This is a genomic window from Kitasatospora sp. NPDC059462 (genome assembly GCF_042749955.1).
GTDB lineage: Bacteria > Actinomycetota > Actinomycetes > Streptomycetales > Streptomycetaceae > Kitasatospora.
The window spans coordinates 1-16,893 of the sequence record NZ_JBHYUU010000042.1 but is presented as its reverse complement, the minus strand read 5'-3'; the positions used below and the strand labels follow the sequence as shown (position 1 = coordinate 16,893).

Below are 16,893 nucleotides of genomic sequence, written 5' to 3'. Positions count from 1 at the left end.
ATCACACTTGGGGGGGGTGGCTCCCCCCCCCGGGGGCACCCCGCGCGCGCGCGCCATCAACCACGGGCGGGCCGGGGCGCGTGGGGCCCCCCGGCCCCGCCGTGAAGCAAGAGGCGCACCAGCCGATGGGCCGAGCCGAACTCCTGGGTGTCGGAAAGGTCAGACCGCCGCGCGGACCATGTCCGCCTGCGGGCCCTTCTGCCCCTGAGAGATCTCGAACTCGACCCGCTGGCCCTCCTCAAGGGTGCGGTAGCCGTCCATCTGGATCGCGCTGTAGTGGACGAAGACGTCCGCACCACCGTCGACCGCGATGAAGCCGTAGCCCTTCTCCGCGTTGAACCACTTGACGGTGCCCTGAGCCATTCCGAACTCCCCTAGTGCTGTGCTGGCCCTTCACGCCCCCGCAGGTCTGCGGACGCGGGTCTGGTTGGAGGCCGGCCCGGGGAACCCCCCCTGGGCGCGGCCGTGCATGCCGCAATCCTCCCGGGTCCGCCGAACGGCATCCGGCGAACGGGCGATTGCGTCGACCGCGGCTGAATGTATCCGGATCGACGCCCTCTGCAACAGGGCCAATGTCGGGGAATTCACCCGGAGTCGCAGCGGACAGGACGGGCGCAATCCACAGGAAAGCCGCAATTCCCACCGGACATAGCGGACGTATTACCCAAAATCCCTGTCAGAATTCTGACACCGGCCTGACATGTTTCCCGGGCCCCACGCCCGGCCCCGTCCCGAGGGGCGGCCGGCGACGGCGGTGGCGGTGCGGTGGATTCGTTCCCGGACAAGGGGAGGAGGGCGGCCCCTGTTCCCGGTCGAGCGACACTTTACTCCGACCGGGACCGAAAATATTCCCGCCAAAATACGCGCGGCCGTCCGCGGCACGGAATTCCGTGTCGCGGACGGCCGGTCAACGGCACATCCGCCCGGCGGGAACGGGCGCGGCGGGGCTCAGCCGCCGGCGACCGCCGGAATGATCGAGATGTTGGCGCCGTCCTTGATCTCCGTCGCCAGGCCCTCGGCGAAGCGCACGTCGTCGTCGTTCACGTAGACGTTGACGAAGCGGCGCAGCTTGCCGGTGTCGTCCAGGATGCGGGCGGCGATCCCGGCGTGGTTCTTCTCCAGGTCGGCGATGACCTCGCCCAGGGTGGTGCCCTCGGCGGGCACCTCGCTGGCGCCGCCGGTGTAGGTGCGCAGGATGGTCGGGATGCGGACGTTGGCGCTCATGGGGGTCTCCTCGGTGCGGGCGCGGGGGCGGCGCGGGGGGCGGGTGGAGCGTGGAGGGATCAGGCGGACGCCAGGCCGGCGCCCCGGAAGGACTCCAGGGTCGGCCGGATGACGGCGGTCATCCCGGCCTCCGAGACGGCGTCGAGGGTCTTCAGGCCGTCGCCGGTGTTGATCGCGACGGTCTCCTTCGACGGGTCCAGCTGACCGGTCTCGACCAGCTTCTTCAGCACGCCGACCGTCACGCCGCCCGCGGTCTCCGCGAAGATGCCCTCGGTGCGGGCCAGCAGCCGGATCGCGGCCACGACCTCCTCGTCCGTCACGTCCTCGACCGCGCCGCCGGTGCGCCGGGCGATGTCCAGCACGTACGGGCCGTCGGCCGGGTTGCCGATCGCGAGCGACTTGGCGATGGTGTCCGGCTTGACCGGCCGGATCACGTCGTGGCCGGCCTTGAACGCGGCCGAGACCGGCGAGCAGCCCGCCGCCTGGGCGCCGAAGATGCGGTACGGCCGGTCCTCGACCAGGCCGAGCTTGATCAGCTCCTGTAGACCCTTGTCGATCTTGGTGAGCTGGGAGCCCGAGGCGATCGGGATCACGATCTGCTCCGGCAGCCGCCAGCCCAGCTGCTCGCAGATCTCGTAGGCGAGCGTCTTGGAGCCCTCGCCGTAGTACGGCCGCAGGTTGACGTTGACGAAGCCCCAGCCCTCGCCGGCCGGGTCGCCGATCAGCTCCGAGCAGAACCGGTTCACGTCGTCGTAGTTGCCCTCGATGCCGACCAGCTCGCCGCCGTACACCCCGGCCATCACGACCTTGCCCTGCTCCAGGTCGTGCGGGATGAACACGCAGGACCGGAAGCCCGCCCGGGCCGCCGCCGCGCCCACCGCGCCGGCCAGGTTGCCGGTCGAGGAGCAGGACAGCGTGGTGTAGCCGAACGCGCGGGCCGCCTCGATGGCGCAGGCCACCACGCGGTCCTTGAAGGAGTGGGTCGGGTTGCCGGAGTCGTCCTTGACGTGCAGCTGCGCGGTGAAGCCCAGCTCGCGGCCCAGGTTGTCGGCCTTCACCAGCGGGGTCCAGCCCGGGTTCAGGTTCGGCTTGCTCGCGACGTCGGCGGGCACCGGCAGCAGCGGCGCGTAGCGCCAGATGGACGCGGGACCGGCCTCGATGCGCTTGCGCAGCTCCTCGGCGCCCTCGCTGCCGAAGTCGTAGGCGATCTCCAGCGGGCCGAAGCACTCCAGGCAGGCGAAGCTGGGGCCGAGCGGGAAGCGGGTTCCGCACTCGCGACAGGACAGCTGGGCGGCGGGGCCGAGGTCGACCGTGACGGGTGCGGCGGTGTCGATGGACATGTGGCGGAGGCCTCTCTCCTCATCTTCCCCGTGACGCGGTCGCGCCCGGGCCGGAATTGGCACCTGTCCCGCCGGGGCCGTACGCCAGCCGTGCGAGAAGGTTGCCGGGACGTCAACGGGCCGTTCCCTCAGTCCCTCTGGATGAGCTCTGTGAAGTTGTGGTCCTGCTCAGCGGTGACCCCGGCGTGCGAAGGTCCGACCGCTGTACGAAGACTGTATCCGAAGGCGTCAACCCCGAACGGCACCGTCCGCCACGCGAGATGCCCCGTCCCACCAGGCCCCGTCCCCGAGCCCGCCGAGGAGAGCACCGTGCCCCCCGAACCGACCCCCGAGCTCCTCCCCGAGACGGCGTCCTGGCTGCGCCGGCGCTCGTGGAGCGCGGCCGACCGCCCGGTGCACACGCTGCCGGCGGCCAAGCGCGCGCTCGGCCCGGCCGGCACGGTCAGCGTCGTGCTGCCCGCCCTGGACGAGGAGGCCACCGTCGGCGAGATCGTCCGGATCATCCGCCGCGAGCTGATGGAGCGGCTGCCGCTGGTCGACGAGCTGGTGGTGGTCGACTCCGGCTCCGCCGACGCCACCGCCGAGGTCGCCGCGCGGGCCGGCGCGACCGTCGTGCACCGCGACGCGATCCTGCCCCGGCTGCCCGCCGCCCCCGGCAAGGGCGAGGTGCTCTGGCGTTCGCTGCTGGTCACCCGCGGCGAGATCGTCTGCTTCGTGGACGCCGACCTGCGCGAGTTCGACCCGGCCCTGGTCTCCGGCATCATCGGCCCGCTGCTCACCGAACCGGACATCCAGCTGGTCAAGGCGATGTACGACCGCCCGCTGGAGACGGACGGCGCGGTGGTGCCGGCCGGCGGCGGCCGGGTCACCGAACTGGTCGCCCGCCCGCTGCTCAACCTGCACTGGCCGGAACTCGCCGGTTTCGTCCAGCCGCTCGGCGGTGAGTACGCGGCCCGCCGCTCGCTGCTCGAACGGCTGCCCTTCCCGACCGGCTACGGCGTCGAGCTCGGCCTGCTGGTGGACGCCCTGGAGACGGCCGGACTGGACGCGCTCGCCCAGGTGGACGTCGGCGTGCGCCACCACCGGCACCAGGACGGCCAGGCGCTCGGCCGGATGGCCGCCACCATCTACCGCACCGCGCTGGAACGGCTCGACCGCGCCCACCGGCTCAAGGCCTCCGCCGACCTGCTGCACCCCCGGCTCACCCAGTTCACCCGCGACCCGCGCACCCGCGCCTTCACCGCCCACACCCACCCGGTGACCGCCGTCGAACGCCCGCCCATGCACACCGTCCCCGAGTACGCCACCCGCCGGCGGGAGCCCGGCTTCCGGGTCAGCCGGGGGTCGTGACCTGACCCACGTGTCAGGCCCAGGGGGGTTTGCCACCCCGGACCCCCGGCAACCAACCAACCATGGGCCCTGACACGACCGAGCGTTCGAATCCGACCGGCGCCGCCCCCGTCCTGGTGGCGTCCAACCGGGGGCCGGTGTCCTTCGGCACCGCGGACGACGGCACGCTGACCCTCCGCAGAGGCGGCGGAGGCCTGGTCTCCGGGCTCTCCGCCATCGACGACCCGGACGCCGTCTGGGTCTGTGCCGCGCTCTCCGACCCCGACCGCCGGGCCGCCCGGGAGGCCCCGGACGGCCGCCTCGACCGGGCCGGCCACGACGTCGGCGGACAGGCCGTGCGGATGCTCGACATAGACCCCCGGACCTTCGCCCGCGCCTACAACGGCGTCGCCAACTCCACCCTCTGGTTCGTCCACCACCTGCTCTGGAACACCCCGACCGCCCCCGCCTTCGACGCCGGCTTCCGCACCGAGTGGGAGGCCTACACCGACTACAACACCGCCTTCGCCGAGGCGCTCGCCGCCGAGGCGGCCCCCGGCGCCGCCGTCCTGGTGCAGGACTACCACCTCTCGCTCGTCCCGGCGCTGCTCCGCGCCGCCCGCCCCGACCTGCGGATCGGCCACTTCTCGCACACCCCCTGGGCACCGCCGGAGTACCTGCGGCTGCTGCCCGACGACGTCTCCGAGGCCGTCCTGACCGGCATCCTCGGCGCCGACCGGGCCGGCTTCCTCACCCGCCGCTGGGCGCTCGCCTTCGCCGACTGCTGCGAGCGGTTCCTCGGCGCGACGGTCGACCGCGAGGCGCTCACCGTCACGTACGCCGGCCGCACCACCGCGCTCGGCGTCCACGGCCTCGGCGCCGACGCCGACTTCCTGCGCGAGCGCGCCCACCGCCCCGACGTCGACGAGCGGCTCGCCGCCCTGCGCGCCACCGTCGGCGAGCGGCAGACCGTCGTCCGGGTCGACCGCACCGAGCTGAGCAAGAACATCGTCCGCGGCTTCCTGGCCTACCGGCACCTGCTGCGCACCCGCCCCGAGTGGCACGACCGGGTGGTGCACATCGCCTTCGCCTACCCGTCCCGCACCGACCTCGCCGAGTACCGGGCCTACACCGACCAGGTGCGGGCGCTCGCCGCCGAGATCGACGCGGAGTTCCGCACGCCGGACTGGACGCCGCTGGTCCTGCACGTCGACGACGACTTCCCGCGCTCGCTGGCCGCCTACCGGATGGCCGACGTCGCCCTGGTCAACCCGATCCGGGACGGCATGAACCTGGTCGCCAAGGAGGTCCCGGTGGTCTCCGACCGGGGCTGCGCGCTCGTGCTGTCCCGGGAGGCCGGCGCCCACGCCGAACTCGGCGAGGACGCGCTGAGCGTCAACCCGTACGACATCGTGGCCACCGCCGAGGCGCTGCACGCCGGGCTCACCATGGCGGCCGGCGAACGCGCCGACCGCACCAAGCGGCTGGCCGCCGCCGCGACCGCGCTGCCGCCCCAGCAGTGGTTCCTCGACCAGCTCAACGCCCTGCGCTGAGCTCCTCCCCCAGCGCGCCGAGCAGTTCCACCACGCCGGCCGGGCCCGGGACCACCAGGTCCGCCCGGTCGGCGAGCTCGCGCACCGGCGCGTCCGGCGCGTCACCCACCGTGCCGCTGCACACCAGCAGTCCGGCCAGGCCCTCCCCGCGCAGCTTCTCCACCGCCGCGAAGGCCGGGACGTCCCCGAGGTCGTCGCCCGCGTAGAGCACCGAGCGGGCGCCGCGCTCCCGCAGCAGCCCGGTCAGCGCCGCGCCCTTGTCCACCCCCGGCGGCCGCAGCTCCAGCACCATCCGGCCCGGTTCCACCACCAGTCCGTGCTCACCGGCCAGCGCCTCCATCGGCCCGCGCAGCAGCTCGAAGGCGGCGGCCGGCTCGGCCGTGCGCCGGGTGTGCACGGCCACCGAGCGGCCCTTGTCCTCCACCGAGGTGCCGTCCGGCGCGCCGAGCGCCGCCAGCACCTGCGGCAGCCGCCCGCGCACCGCGTCGACGCCCGGGTGCGGCGGCGGCGCGGTCAGCTCACCGGCCTCCCAGCGCTCCGCGCCGTAGTGCCCGAGCACCACCACCCCGTCGAGCCCGGCGAGCCCGCCGTACTCCACGGCCAGCGCGGCCGGGCGGCCGGTGACCACCGCCACCGCGCCGACCCGCGGCGCCAGCACGCGCAGCGCGGGCACCACGCCCGGGTGCGCCCGGGCCCGGCTCGGGTCGGGGACGATCGGGGCGAGCGTCCCGTCGAAGTCGAGGGCGATCACGGCGTCGCGGGGCGCGGCGAGCACCGCCGCCAGCCCCGCGCGCCCGGCATCCGTCAGCGGTCGCGTCATGTCGGCAAGGCCCATGCCTGGCACCGTACCCGGCCCGGCCGGGGGTCACCCGCCGGACGCCGGACCGGGTCCGCCGGGCCGGTGGGCCTGGCGCGCCGCCCGGCGGGTGTCGCGGACCCGGCGCAGCCGGTTGACCAGGACCGGGGCGTGCGCCAGCGCCTCCGGCCGGTCCAGCAGTGCGTTCAGCAACTGGTAGTACCGGGTGCTGGAGAGCCCCAGCTCCTCCCGGACGGCGCGCTCCTTGGCGCCGGCCGTCCGCCAGGAGCGGCCCTCCAGCTCCAGGACGGCCCGGTCCCGCTCGTCCAGGGCCCCGGGCGCAGCCGGTTCCGGTGCCGTCTCGTCGTCCGCGCCCATCGGGGCCCACCTCCGTCCATCGCTACGGAGTGTCATTCTCCCCCGCGGACCCGACACACTCTGCGGCCTGTGCCGCCCCGGCCCAGCGGCTAGCGTCACCCCCATGACCAGCATCCCGCCCGCCGCCTTCGCCCTGCACGTCCCGAGCGCCGAGCTCGTCCCCGACCCGCTCGACCCGGCGCAGATCGTCTCCGGCACCCCCGAGGTGTCCGGCCTGGTGCTCGCCGGGTCCGCCACCGGGGAGAGCGGCATCTGGCAGATCACGCCGGGGGTGGCCACCGACGTCGAGGCGGACGAGGTGTTCGTGGTGCTGAGCGGCCGGGCCACCGTCGTGGTCGACGGCGGCCCGGTGCTGGAGCTCGGCCCGGGCGACTGCGGGGTGCTGCGCGCGGGCGACCGCACCACCTGGACCGTCCACGAGACGCTCCGCAAGGTCTACACGGTCACCCACTGACGCTCGCGCCCGCCGGCGCCCGCCCGGCCCGGATTCACTTGCGGATCCGGGCCGCCTCCTTCACCGCCGCCTGCTGGAGGTCCTCCAGCACCGGCTTGGCGTCACCGGTGACCGCCGCTCCGATGCCGGCCTTGATGCGGTTGGAGACCTCCGCCCAGGCCGGGTCGCCGAACGGGTAGAAGCTGGCGTTGGCCAGGCCGGCCGCGAACTGCTTGAGGTCCTCGTGCTTCGGGTCCTGGGTCATCGCGTCGAAGGCGTCCTGGGTGACCGGCAGCAGGTTGTAGGTCTCGTCGAACCTGAGCTGGTTGTCCTTGGTGTAGACGAAGGACAGGAACCGGCGGATCTCGTTCTTGTGGCCGTTGGCCTTGAACGCCATCATCCAGTCGGCCACCCCGAGGCTGCCGGTCTTGGCCAGGCCGTCCTTCCGCGGGATCGGCGCCGTACCGAAGTCGATCTTGCCGTTGGTGGCCATCCGCAGCAGCGTCGGGTGCCCGTTGAGCATCGCCACCTTGCCGGCCGCGAAGTCGCTGAACACCGGGGTGCGGTTCACCTTGCCGGGCTCGGGGTAGGTCAGACCGGTGGCCACCAGATTGGTCTTCAGCCAATTGAAGGTGGCCTGGTTCTGGGTGCTGTCGATGGTGTAGTTGCCGACGTCGTCGGAGAGGCTGCCGCCGCCGCTCAGCGTCCAGAGCATCGACTCGGCGGGCGCCTCCTCGGGCCCGAGCGGCAGCCCGTACGGCAGGACGCCCGGGACCTTGGCCCTGATCTTCTCGGCGGCCTGCTTGAGCTCGTTCCAGGTGGCCGGCGGCTGGGTGATGCCGGCCTTCTGGAAGACCGACTTGTTGTAGAAGAGCACCCGGGAGGAGGAGACGAACGGGATGCCGTACTGCGTGCCGAGCACCTGCCCCGCGTGCGAGAACGACTCGATGATGTTGGCCTGGGTGTCCAGGGAGAGCACCTCCGAGGCCGGGTACAGCCGGTCGGCGGCGACCTGGTCGGCGAAGCCGCCGGTCTGCAGCAGGTCGGGGGACTTGCCGCTCTTCACCAGCTCGTCGACCCGCTTGCCGATGTCGGTCCAGCTCGCCACCTCGACGTCCACCTTGATGCCCGGGTTGGCGGCCTCGAAGCGGCGGGCGAGGTCGTCCCAGTACAGCTTGGAGCCGGTGTCCGCGCTCTCGCCGTAGTCGGCGGCGACCAGCCTGAGGGTGACCGGGCCGTCGTCCTGGCCGCCGCAGCCGGTGAGCACCAGTGCTCCGGCCAGGGCTCCGGCCAACGCGACGCCGAACAACCGGGTGGGGACCTGGGCGCGCCTGTCCAACGCGGGTACCGCCTTCGAGGGGGATCCTGGGGGTGGAACGGACCGGATGCAGGGGGATCCGGCCGGGGGAAGGCCGCAAGGGTGCCAAACCGGGCGCACGGTGGTCCACACCTCCGGCCCCGGAACGCCGGGTAGTTATCGAAGTGCGGGATTTGTTGCGCAGCGCGCAACAGATCCGCGGATCCGACCCGCCAGAACCGTCCCGCCCCCGCCCGGGGGTCCGTCGAGGGGCTCGTGCAAAGTGCCGCACACCACACGCTTCTGCGACAAAGCTCACCCCTTTGGACCAGACCAATCCGACAACTGGACTAGACCTCTTAGACCCGGTCAAGGGAAACTGTCCTCCGTGAAGCACGTCATCGCACTCGATGTGGGGGGCACCGGCATGAAAGCCGCGCTGCTCGCCCAGGACGGCTCCGTGCTGTTCGAAGCACGCCGCCCGACCGGGCGGGAGCACGGCACGGACGCCGTGGTCACCGCCATCCTCGACTTCGCCGCCGACCTGGCGGACGAAGGCCGCAGCCGCTTCGGCGCCGCGCCCCTCGCGGCGGGTGTCGCCGTCCCGGGGACGATCGACGAGAAGCACGGCATCGCGGTCTTCTCCGCCAACATCGGCTGGCGCGACCTCCCGCTGCGCAAGCTGCTGGGCGAGCGCCTGGCCGGCCCGGACGGCGGCGCGATGCCGGTCGCCCTGGGCCACGACGTGCGTTCCGGCGGCCTCGCCGAGGGCCGGCTCGGCGGCGGCCGGGGTGTCGGGCGCTTCCTGTTCATCGCCCTCGGCACCGGCATCGCCGGCGCCATCGGCATCGACGGCCGGATCGAGGCGGGCGCCCACGGCTACGGCGGCGAGATCGGCCACGTGGTGGTCCGCCCCGGCGGACCGCAGTGCGGCTGCGGCGCCCGCGGCTGCCTGGAGACCCTCGCCTCCGCCTCCGCCGTCTCCCGTGCCTGGGCCGAGGCCGTGGGCGACCCCGACGCCGACGCGGCATCCTGCGCCGTCGCGGTGGACGCCGGGGACCCGCGCGCGATCGCGGTCTGGCAGAACGCCGTGGAGGCCCTGGCCGACGGCATCGTCCTCGCCCAGAGCCTGCTCGACCCGTCCCGGGTCATCGTCGGCGGCGGCCTCGCCGAGGCCGGGGACACCCTCTTCACCCCGCTGCGGGCGGCGGTCACCGAGCGGCTGACCTTCCAGATGCCCCCCGAGGTCGTTCCCGCCATGCTCAAAGACACCGCCGCGTCACTGGGCGCGGGCCTGCTCGCCTGGGATCTGCTCTCCATGGAGGTGACCGCGTGACCGCGGACCGACTCGCACTGACCGGCGCCCGGCTGGTCCTGCCCGGAGGCGTCGTCGAGGGTGACCGCCTCGCCGTCGAGGGCGACCGGATCGCCGGTCTCGGCGGCTCCGCCACGCCCGGCGACCTCGACCTCACCGGCTACACCGTGGTCCCCGGCTTCGTCGACCTGCACGTGCACGGCGGCGGCGGCGCGTCCTACTCCTCCGGCATCGCCGAGGAGGCCCTCCAGGTCGCCCGCACCCACCTGGAGCACGGCACCACCACCACGGTCGCCTCCACCGTGACCGGCGAGATCGACGACCTGGCCCGCCAGGCGGCCGTGCTCTCCGAGCTCGTCGAGGACGGCGTCCTCGCCGGCATCCACTTCGAGGGCCCGTTCATCTCGCACAACCGCTGCGGCGCCCACCGCCCGGACCTGCTGCGCGACCCCGACCCGGCGCTGGTGCGCAAGCTGGTCGACGCCGCCCGCGGGCAGGCCAGGATGGTCACCCTGGCGCCCGAGCTGCCCGGCGGCCTGGACTCCGTGCGGATGCTCGCCGACCTCGGCGTGATCGCCGCCGTCGGCCACACCGACTCGGACTACGCCAAGACGCTGGAGGCCATCGAGGCCGGCGCCACCGTCGCCACCCACCTGTTCAACGCCATGCCGGGCATCGCCCACCGCGCGCCCGGCCCGATCGTGGCGCTGCTGGAGGACGAGCGGGTCACCGTCGAGCTGATCAACGACGGCGTGCACCTGCACCCGTCCGTGCTCGACCTCGCCTACGGCACCGCCGGCGCCTCCCGGGTCGCCCTCATCACCGACGCCATGGGCGCGGCCGGCATGGGCGACGGCCTCTACCCGCTCGGCCCGCTCCAGGTCGAGGTCAAGGACGGCGTCGCCCGCCTGGTCGAGGGCGGCGCGATCGCCGGCTCGACGCTCACCCTGGACGTGGCGTTCAAGCGCTCGGTCACCATCAACGGCCTCAGCCTCAACCAGGCCGTCGAGTCGCTCTCCACCGTCCCGGCCCGGCTGCTCGGCCTCGCCGACCGGATCGGCAGCCTGGAGCCCGGCAAGTCCGCCGACCTCGCGGTCGTCGACTCCACGACCTACGACCTGGTCGCCGTGATGCGCCGCGGCGAGTGGATCACCGGCGGCGACCGCTTCGCCCCGCTCACGGCCGGCTGACCGGCGCGGCCCGCGCACGACACGGCCGCCCGCTCCCCTCGGGGAACGGGCGGCCGTCGCGCTGCGGGGGCTACGCCGCTTCCAGCAGCACCTGGTCGATCAGGATCGTGCCGCTGCCCGGCGGCAGCGAGATCACGATGGTGTTCGTGCCGGCCTGCATCGGCGGGGTTATGTAGGTGTTGAACCAGGACGAGGCGGGCTCCTTGCCCGGCGAGTAGTTCTTGAAGTTCGCGCCGCCCGGCCAGTCCTTGCCGTTCACCGCCGTCGTCGCCCGCACGTCGGCGCCCGGGTTGTTGTAGTGCACGGTGAACTTGTACGTCCCGGCCGCCGCCAGGTCACCGGTCCAGGTGACCGTGCCGCCCGGGTTGAGCGTCAGGTAGCTGCCGTCGGCCGACTTGGTGCCCTTGACGGTGTTCGCCGACGGCGCGTTCTGCCCCTGCAGCTGGCTGGCGTCCACCGGCCCCAGCCCGCCCGAGGCGGTCGCCGAGGGGGTGGCCGACGCGGCGGCGCTCGTCGGGTCGGCGCTCGCGGTGGCGCCGCCCGGGGCCGCCGGGGCGCTCGCCGTGGTGGTGCCGCCCTTGGCCTCCTTGTCCGGGTCCTTGTCCGGGTCCCCGGACAGGGCGATGCCGGCGCCGATCGCGATCGCCGCGACCACGGCGACCGCACCGATCACCGCGCCCTTGCCCCGGCCGCCGCTCGGCGGCCGCTCCTCGCCCGGCTGCGGGCGGGAGTGCTCGGCGTAGCGGGCCTGCTGGGTCGGGGCGGCGCCGAAGTCGCCCTGCGGCGGGTACGGCTGCGGCGGCGGGGCCTGCGGGTAGCCCGGCTGCGGCGGGTAGGGCTGCTGCGGTCGCGGCGGCTGGCCGTACTGGGCGCGGCCGACCTCCATCGGGCGGCTGTAGGACGTGCGCGGCACGCCCTGCTGCGGCTCGGCCTGCTGACCGGAGCCGCCGTCGGCCGGACGGTAGAGGTAGCCGAAGGGATCGTCGTCCTGCGGGGCGCCGTCCTCCGGGCCCTGGGGCGCTCCGCTGCTGCCGGCGGTGGTCACGGTGGTCAACTCCCCCATCGCGGTCGCGCCGCCGGGCTGCCGTGCCGCCGGCGCTGGTCGTGGTCGCTCGTACCCCGGAACCCTACCTGCCGCCCCGGACGCCCCGGAAAGACCCCTTGACAACCGGCGAGTAGCCCCCGCCCGGCCCCGCCTCCACGAGGGCGGGTCCCCAGCCTCCGCGAGGGCGGGTCCCTAGCCCGCCCGCCGGTGCGAACGCTCGCCGCGGGCCCCGCGCACCGCGCCGCCGCGGGCCCGCTTCTCGTCGTACATCCGCTCGTCCGCGGTGTGCAGGACCTCCTCGATGCTCATCCCGCAGCCGGCCCAGCCGATGCCGAGGCTCACGCCGACCCGCATCCCCCGGCCGTCGATCCGCATCGGCGGGATGATCGCGTTGCGCAGCCGGTGGGCGAGGTCCTTCGCCTCGTCGCGGCCGATGCCGTCGGCGAGCACCACGAACTCGTCGCCGCCGAGCCGGGCCACCGTGTCGCCGTCGCGCACGGCCGCGCTGAGCCGGCGGGCCACCTCGACCAGGACGGCGTCACCGGCGTTGTGGCCGAACCGGTCGTTGATCGACTTGAAGCCGTCGAGGTCGCAGAAGAGCACCGCGAGCCCTTTCTCGACGGCGGCGGCCGCGCTGCCGGAGCGGAACGGGCCGGACCACGGCTCGCCGCCCGGGCCGTGGTCGGCCGGGACCACCGCGTGCACGTGCTCGCCGTACCCGTTCGCCCCGGCCGGCTGGCCGTCGGCGGCGGGCACCGGGTACCCGTCCGGCGGGCCCTGGCCGCGCCCCGGCTCCGGGCCGCCGAAGCCGTCGCCCGGGCGGTGGGGGTCGCCGAACAGGCTCTCCGGGTACCCCGCGAACCCGTCCTCCGGGCGGCCCCCGGCGCCGTACCCGGTGCTCCCGTAGCCGGTGTCGCCGTACCCCGTGCCGCCGTAGCCGGTCCCGCCCGGCGCGCCCTGGTGCCCGGCGGCGGCGGGCGCCTGCGGCTGCCCGCAGAGCCGGCGCCCGAGCCGCGCCTTGAGCTCGGCGCCGTTCGGCAGCCCGGTGAGGGCGTCGTGGCTGGCCCGGTGGGCGAGCTGGAGCTCGTGCCGCTTGCGGTCCTCGATGTCCTCGACGTGGGTGAGCAGGAAGCTCGGCCCCTCGGCGGCGTCCGCCACGATCGAGTTCCGCAGGCACACCCACTGGTATCCGCCGTCCCGGCGGGAGAGTCGCAGTTCCGCCCGGCCGCTCTCGGCGCTGGTGCGCTCCAGCAGCGCCCGGTCGTCCGGGTGGACCAGGTCGGCGAAGCTCTGCTGGCGCAGCACCGCCCGGGGGCGGCCGAGCAGTCGACAGAGCGCGTCGTTGACCCGGGTCAGCTGGCCCCGGCCGGCGCCGTGCAGTTCGGTGATGGCCATTCCGCTGGGGGCGTACTCGAAGGCCTGGCGGAAGCTCTCCTCGCTGGCCCGCAGGGCCTGCTGCTCCTTCTCCAGGCGGGCCAGCGCCCGTTGCATCTCGGCGCGCAGCCGGGCGTTGCCGATCGCGATGGAGGCCTGTAGGGAGAACATCTCCAGGGCCTCGCGGGTCCAGGCGCCGGGCCGCTTGCCGCTGCGCGGGCGGTCCACCGAGAGGACGCCGAGCAGGTCGCCGCCGGCGCTGTACATCGGGGCGAGCAGACCGTCGGCGGGGTGCCAGTCGTTGGCGTAGACGGGCATCGGGCCGTCCCCGATCCAGCGCGGGATGTCGCTGGCCACCGCCCAGCCGCGGTCGTAGGGGAGGAAGCGCAGGGTGCCCCAGTGGTCGCTGACGCCGAGCAGCCGGTCCCAGGACTCGCGGGAGCCGACCTGGCCGAGCAGGACGGAGGGGCCGCCCATGGCGCTCTCCTCCAGCTCCCAGACGGCCGCCACCACGAGGTCGCCGTCCGGCCGCACCAGGCTGACCGCGGCGGCGTCGAAACCGAGTCCGTGCACCGCGCCCTCGACCACGGCCTGCAGCGTGCCCGCCAGGCTGCGGGCAGCGTTGAGGTCCGCCACGACCCGGTGCAAGGTGCGGAGGGTCGCGAGACGGACGTACGGCTCCGACTCGGCTTCCATGCGGGGGCTCCCCGGCTGCTTCGGATAGGTCTTGATTGGTTATCGTCCGATTGCCAGAAGAACTGAATCACAGGGAGCACAGCGTTCGGCACGCTCGGTCAGCAATAGGTCAGCACTTGTGACTTAAATCACACAACACTAATGCGCCCTTAATCAGTTCATCCGTCCCATACCGGGACATCACCGCCCATCGGAACATTTCCCGTGGTCGGTCGCATTGGCCGCGCGCTGTAGCGCCTGACCGCCGGCAGGCCCTCCCCTTCACTCCTGCGGGTGAGAGCGGGCGCGGACCGTAACCTTTCCGCCGCCCCGGGGGGCCGAGCGGTGCTGCGCCGCTGGTCCTACGACCAGGGCCCGATGTCGCCGACCCCGGTCGCGGGCTACCGTGCGGTACGTGTACCCGTCCCCGCAGCCCGAAGCTGCCACCCAAGCGACCCCCGACGAGTTCCGGGCGGCGCTCTCCCAGCTCGCCGCCGGTGTGAGCCTGGTGACCGTCCACGACCCGGACGACGGGGAGGACGTCGGCATGACCGCCACGTCCTTCCTCTCCGTGTCGCTGGAACCGCCGCTGGTCCTGATCTCCGTCCGGGAGGACTCCCGGATGGACGAGGTGCTCGGCCGGGCCGACACCTGGGCGGTCTCCCTGCTGTCGGAGGGCCAGAAGGCACTCGGCTCGCGGTTCGCCATGAAGGGCCGGCTCAGCGACCGGCTGCTGTTCGCCGACGCCCCGCACCACCGCGGCCCGCACAGCGGCGCCCCGCTGATCGACGGCGCGCTCGCCACCGTGGAGTGCCGCACCGAACAGCGGATGGCCGCGGGTGACCACACCCTGCTGCTCGGCCGCGTCCTGGAGGCCACCGTGCCCGACCCGGGCGGCCGTCCGCTGCTGTACTTCCGCGGCGGCTACCGCACCCTGGGCTGAACCGGCGCCCCGGGCGTCAGGACGCGCCCTACTGCTCCCCGCGCGGAGCGCGCCGCCCCTGCTTCAGCTCGGAACGGTGCCGCTTGTTGCTGAGCCGCCGCTCGACCATGCCCCGGCTCGGCCGGGTCGCCCGGCGCGCCTTCGGCGGCGGCGCGGTCGCCTCGCCGAGCAGCGACGCCAGCCGGGCCGCGGCGACCTCCCGGTTGCGCCACTGCGAGCGGTGCTCGGAGGCGCGGACCACCAGCACCCGCCCGTCCACCAGCCGGCCCGCCAGCCGCTCCAGGGCGCGCTGCTTCCACACCTCGGGCAGCGCGGCGGAGGCCGCCAGGTCGTAGCGCAGCTCGACCTGGGTGTCGGAGGTGTTGACGTGCTGGCCGCCGGGGCCGGAGGAACGCGAGAAGCGCCAGACGAGCTCGGCGTCCGGGACGACCACCGACCCCCGTACGCGGATGGGCTCGGGCATGCGCCCATCATCCCGCGCCGGGCCGCGCCGGTCACCCGGTTATCCGGCCAGGACCGGTCTGCCGCGACAATGTCCGGTGTGATCGAGCTCGGCTACTCCCTCTCCAACCGTTTCCCCGACCCCCCGCAGACCGACTACCGGACCGCGGGCGCGCGGGAGCTGCGGTACGACCTGTTCTGCGGCGACGTCTACCTCGACGCCGAGGGCGCCGGACTGTCCACGGCCTGGGGCTGGGTCCCGGTGCTGGACTTCGCCTGGGCGCTCTGCGACATCGTCGAGGAACTCGACCGCGACCCGGCCGGCGCCCGCGCGGCCCGGGTGCAGAGCGCCGACCTCGACTTCACCCAGAACACCGAGCTGCTGCGGTTCGCCCGCCGCTTCAACTGGGTCGAGATCACCGCCACCTGGCTCCCCGACGAGCCGCCCGCCGTGGTGCGCCACGGCGACCTGCGCCGGGAGGCCCGTGACTTCCTCCAGGACACGCTCGCCGACCTCTTCGACATGCACCCGGACCTCGCGGACAATCCGGTGGTCTGGGAACTCCAGGGCCGGTTCCGGCGGGTCTGACGGGGGAACACCCCAGCCGTGCCGGCGGCGGAAAAGGACCGGCCGCGCGGAACCATCCCCGGAGGTTCCCGCGTTATCCCCGGCAACAAGCAAATCGAAGGGACAGCACACACCATGCCAGTGAGCCTCTCCAAGGGTGGCAACGTCTCGCTGACCAAGGAGGCCCCCGGCCTGACCGCGGTCACCGTCGGCCTCGGCTGGGACGTCCGCACCACGACCGGTGCCGAGTTCGACCTGGACGCCAGCGCGATCGTGCTGAACGCGGACGGCAAGGTGCTGTCCAACAGCCACTTCGTCTTCTTCAACAACACCAGCACGCCGGACAACACCGTCGTCCACACCGGTGACAACCGCACCGGCGAGGGCGCCGGCGACGACGAGGCGATCAACGTCAACCTCGCCTCGCTGCCGGCCGAGGCCGCCCGGATCACCTTCCCGGTCTCGATCTACGACGCCGTCGCCCGGTCGCAGAACTTCGGCCAGGTCCGCAACGCCTACATCCGCGTGGTGAACTCCGCCGGCGGTGCCGAGATCGCCCGCTACGACCTCTCCGAGGACGCCGCCACCGAGACCGCCATGATCTTCGGCGAGCTCTACCGCAACGGCGCCGAGTGGAAGTTCCGCGCGGTCGGCCAGGGCTACGCCTCCGGCCTGGCCGGCATCGCCCAGGACTTCGGCGTGCAGATCTGACGCTCCCGCACCCGCGAGCCGTCCGGCGCCCGTCCCGCCACCCGGCGGGGCGGGCGCCGCGCCGTTCCCGGGCCCGCCGCACCCGCGCGCTGCCACAGCGCGCGGCGGGGCGCGGCGGGGCGCGGCGGGGGCGCCTCCTAGCGCGAGGCGCGCAGTTCGGGGACCTCGATCTGCTCGGTCTCGTCGTGCGGGGTCAGGTCGACCACCTCGGGGGCGTCCTCGCCGACCTGCGGCAGCAGCCGGGTCTCCGCCTCCGCCGCCGCCTGCGCCGAGGCCCGCTC

The 16,893-nt window shown here is 73.9% G+C and carries 17 protein-coding genes and 1 riboswitch; of the genes, 8 read left to right on the top strand and 9 right to left on the bottom strand.

From position 1 onward, the window contains the following. Nucleotides 1–159: 159 nt before the first annotated feature. The 3 genes from ACFXAM_RS13895 to thrC form a co-directional block, all read right to left on the bottom strand. On the bottom strand, nucleotides 160–363 hold the full coding sequence (locus ACFXAM_RS13895) for a cold-shock protein (protein WP_030289665.1): 204 nt from the start codon (nucleotides 361–363) through the stop codon (nucleotides 160–162). A gap of 585 nt (nucleotides 364–948) precedes the next feature. Further along, on the bottom strand, nucleotides 949–1,224 hold the full coding sequence (locus ACFXAM_RS13890) for a MoaD/ThiS family protein (RefSeq protein WP_380290745.1): 276 nt from the start codon (nucleotides 1,222–1,224) through the stop codon (nucleotides 949–951). A 59-nt stretch (nucleotides 1,225–1,283) separates the two neighbouring features. Beyond that, nucleotides 1,284–2,564: a threonine synthase gene (gene thrC, locus ACFXAM_RS13885; RefSeq protein ID WP_380290743.1), complete on the bottom strand. Its 1,281-nt coding sequence runs from the start codon at nucleotides 2,562–2,564 to the stop codon at nucleotides 1,284–1,286. Nucleotides 2,565–2,580: 16 nt separating this feature from the next. Then, nucleotides 2,581–2,712, bottom strand: a riboswitch (SAM riboswitch). Between the two features lie 161 nt (nucleotides 2,713–2,873). On the opposite strand from thrC, the gene ACFXAM_RS13880 reads away from it, so the two are divergent. Together ACFXAM_RS13880 and ACFXAM_RS13875 are read left to right on the top strand one after the other, a co-directional pair. Further along, on the top strand, nucleotides 2,874–3,914 hold the full coding sequence (locus ACFXAM_RS13880) for a glucosyl-3-phosphoglycerate synthase (RefSeq protein ID WP_380290741.1): 1,041 nt from the start codon (nucleotides 2,874–2,876) through the stop codon (nucleotides 3,912–3,914). 62 nt (nucleotides 3,915–3,976) lie between these two features. Next, the gene (locus ACFXAM_RS13875; RefSeq protein WP_380290739.1) at nucleotides 3,977–5,446 is read left to right on the top strand and encodes a trehalose-6-phosphate synthase; all 1,470 of its coding nucleotides are present in this window, start codon (nucleotides 3,977–3,979) and stop codon (nucleotides 5,444–5,446) included. Here ACFXAM_RS13875 and otsB read toward each other — a convergent pair. Together otsB and ACFXAM_RS13865 are read right to left on the bottom strand one after the other, a co-directional pair. Continuing rightward, nucleotides 5,430–6,281, bottom strand: a complete 852-nt coding sequence (gene otsB, locus ACFXAM_RS13870) for a trehalose-phosphatase (protein WP_380290737.1) — start codon at nucleotides 6,279–6,281, stop codon at nucleotides 5,430–5,432. The two genes, ACFXAM_RS13875 and otsB, sit on opposite strands and share 17 nt — an antisense overlap. Nucleotides 6,282–6,311: 30 nt before the next feature. Then, complete coding sequence (locus ACFXAM_RS13865; RefSeq protein ID WP_380290735.1) at nucleotides 6,312–6,620, bottom strand: DUF3263 domain-containing protein; 309 nt, start codon at nucleotides 6,618–6,620, stop codon at nucleotides 6,312–6,314. A 103-nt stretch (nucleotides 6,621–6,723) separates the two neighbouring features. Here ACFXAM_RS13865 and ACFXAM_RS13860 point away from each other — a divergent pair, with 103 nt between their 5' ends. Further along, entirely contained in the window at nucleotides 6,724–7,074 is a 351-nt protein-coding gene (locus ACFXAM_RS13860; protein WP_380290733.1) for a cupin domain-containing protein, read from the top strand. 34 nt (nucleotides 7,075–7,108) lie between these two features. Here the strand turns inward: ACFXAM_RS13860 and ACFXAM_RS13855 are convergent, their stop codons facing one another. Beyond that, the gene (locus tag ACFXAM_RS13855) at nucleotides 7,109–8,392 is read right to left on the bottom strand and encodes an extracellular solute-binding protein (RefSeq protein WP_380290731.1); all 1,284 of its coding nucleotides are present in this window, start codon (nucleotides 8,390–8,392) and stop codon (nucleotides 7,109–7,111) included. Nucleotides 8,393–8,738: 346 nt separating this feature from the next. On the opposite strand from ACFXAM_RS13855, the gene ACFXAM_RS13850 reads away from it, so the two are divergent. Together ACFXAM_RS13850 and nagA are read left to right on the top strand one after the other, a co-directional pair. Then, nucleotides 8,739–9,686, top strand: a complete 948-nt coding sequence (locus ACFXAM_RS13850; protein ID WP_380290729.1) for an ROK family protein — start codon at nucleotides 8,739–8,741, stop codon at nucleotides 9,684–9,686. Then, nucleotides 9,683–10,855 carry an N-acetylglucosamine-6-phosphate deacetylase gene (nagA, locus tag ACFXAM_RS13845; protein WP_380290727.1) on the top strand — a complete coding sequence of 391 codons (1,173 nt, stop codon included), beginning with the start codon at nucleotides 9,683–9,685 and terminating at the stop codon, nucleotides 10,853–10,855. Before ACFXAM_RS13850 ends, nagA begins: the two co-directional genes overlap by 4 nt. Before the next feature lie 70 nt (nucleotides 10,856–10,925). Here nagA and ACFXAM_RS13840 read toward each other — a convergent pair whose 3' ends face one another. Continuing rightward, a complete protein-coding gene (locus ACFXAM_RS13840; RefSeq protein ID WP_380290725.1) occupies nucleotides 10,926–11,909 on the bottom strand; it encodes a hypothetical protein in 984 nt (327 codons plus the stop codon). Nucleotides 11,910–12,092: 183 nt separating this feature from the next. Continuing rightward, nucleotides 12,093–13,970, bottom strand: a complete 1,878-nt coding sequence (locus tag ACFXAM_RS13835) for a diguanylate cyclase domain-containing protein (protein ID WP_380290723.1) — start codon at nucleotides 13,968–13,970, stop codon at nucleotides 12,093–12,095. Between the two features lie 385 nt (nucleotides 13,971–14,355). Here ACFXAM_RS13835 and ACFXAM_RS13830 point away from each other — a divergent pair, with 385 nt between their 5' ends. Continuing rightward, nucleotides 14,356–14,892: a flavin reductase family protein gene (locus tag ACFXAM_RS13830; RefSeq protein WP_380290721.1), complete on the top strand. Its 537-nt coding sequence runs from the start codon at nucleotides 14,356–14,358 to the stop codon at nucleotides 14,890–14,892. A 28-nt stretch (nucleotides 14,893–14,920) separates the two neighbouring features. Here the strand turns inward: ACFXAM_RS13830 and arfB are convergent, their stop codons facing one another. Then, entirely contained in the window at nucleotides 14,921–15,355 is a 435-nt protein-coding gene (arfB, locus tag ACFXAM_RS13825; protein ID WP_380290719.1) for an alternative ribosome rescue aminoacyl-tRNA hydrolase ArfB, read from the bottom strand. A 69-nt stretch (nucleotides 15,356–15,424) separates the two neighbouring features. On the opposite strand from arfB, the gene ACFXAM_RS13820 reads away from it, so the two are divergent. Together ACFXAM_RS13820 and ACFXAM_RS13815 are read left to right on the top strand one after the other, a co-directional pair. After that, on the top strand, nucleotides 15,425–15,922 hold the full coding sequence (locus ACFXAM_RS13820; protein WP_380290717.1) for a hypothetical protein: 498 nt from the start codon (nucleotides 15,425–15,427) through the stop codon (nucleotides 15,920–15,922). A 114-nt stretch (nucleotides 15,923–16,036) separates the two neighbouring features. Continuing rightward, entirely contained in the window at nucleotides 16,037–16,612 is a 576-nt protein-coding gene (locus ACFXAM_RS13815) for a TerD family protein (RefSeq protein WP_380290715.1), read from the top strand. Nucleotides 16,613–16,893 lie beyond the last annotated feature (281 nt).

Coding starts and splice junctions, on each gene's coding strand:
- ACFXAM_RS13895 (WP_030289665.1), bottom strand. CDS start 363: ATGGCTCAGGGCACCGTCAAGTGGTTCAACGCGGAGAAGGGCTACGGC.
- ACFXAM_RS13890 (WP_380290745.1), bottom strand. CDS start 1,224: ATGAGCGCCAACGTCCGCATCCCGACCATCCTGCGCACCTACACCGGC.
- thrC (WP_380290743.1), bottom strand. CDS start 2,564: ATGTCCATCGACACCGCCGCACCCGTCACGGTCGACCTCGGCCCCGCC.
- ACFXAM_RS13875 (WP_380290739.1), top strand. CDS start 3,977: ATGGGCCCTGACACGACCGAGCGTTCGAATCCGACCGGCGCCGCCCCC.
- otsB (WP_380290737.1), bottom strand. CDS start 6,281: ATGGGCCTTGCCGACATGACGCGACCGCTGACGGATGCCGGGCGCGCG.
- ACFXAM_RS13865 (WP_380290735.1), bottom strand. CDS start 6,620: ATGGGCGCGGACGACGAGACGGCACCGGAACCGGCTGCGCCCGGGGCC.
- ACFXAM_RS13860 (WP_380290733.1), top strand. CDS start 6,724: ATGACCAGCATCCCGCCCGCCGCCTTCGCCCTGCACGTCCCGAGCGCC.
- ACFXAM_RS13835 (WP_380290723.1), bottom strand. CDS start 13,970: ATGGAAGCCGAGTCGGAGCCGTACGTCCGTCTCGCGACCCTCCGCACC.
- arfB (WP_380290719.1), bottom strand. CDS start 15,355: ATGCCCGAGCCCATCCGCGTACGGGGGTCGGTGGTCGTCCCGGACGCC.
- ACFXAM_RS13820 (WP_380290717.1), top strand. CDS start 15,425: ATGTCCGGTGTGATCGAGCTCGGCTACTCCCTCTCCAACCGTTTCCCC.
- ACFXAM_RS13815 (WP_380290715.1), top strand. CDS start 16,037: ATGCCAGTGAGCCTCTCCAAGGGTGGCAACGTCTCGCTGACCAAGGAG.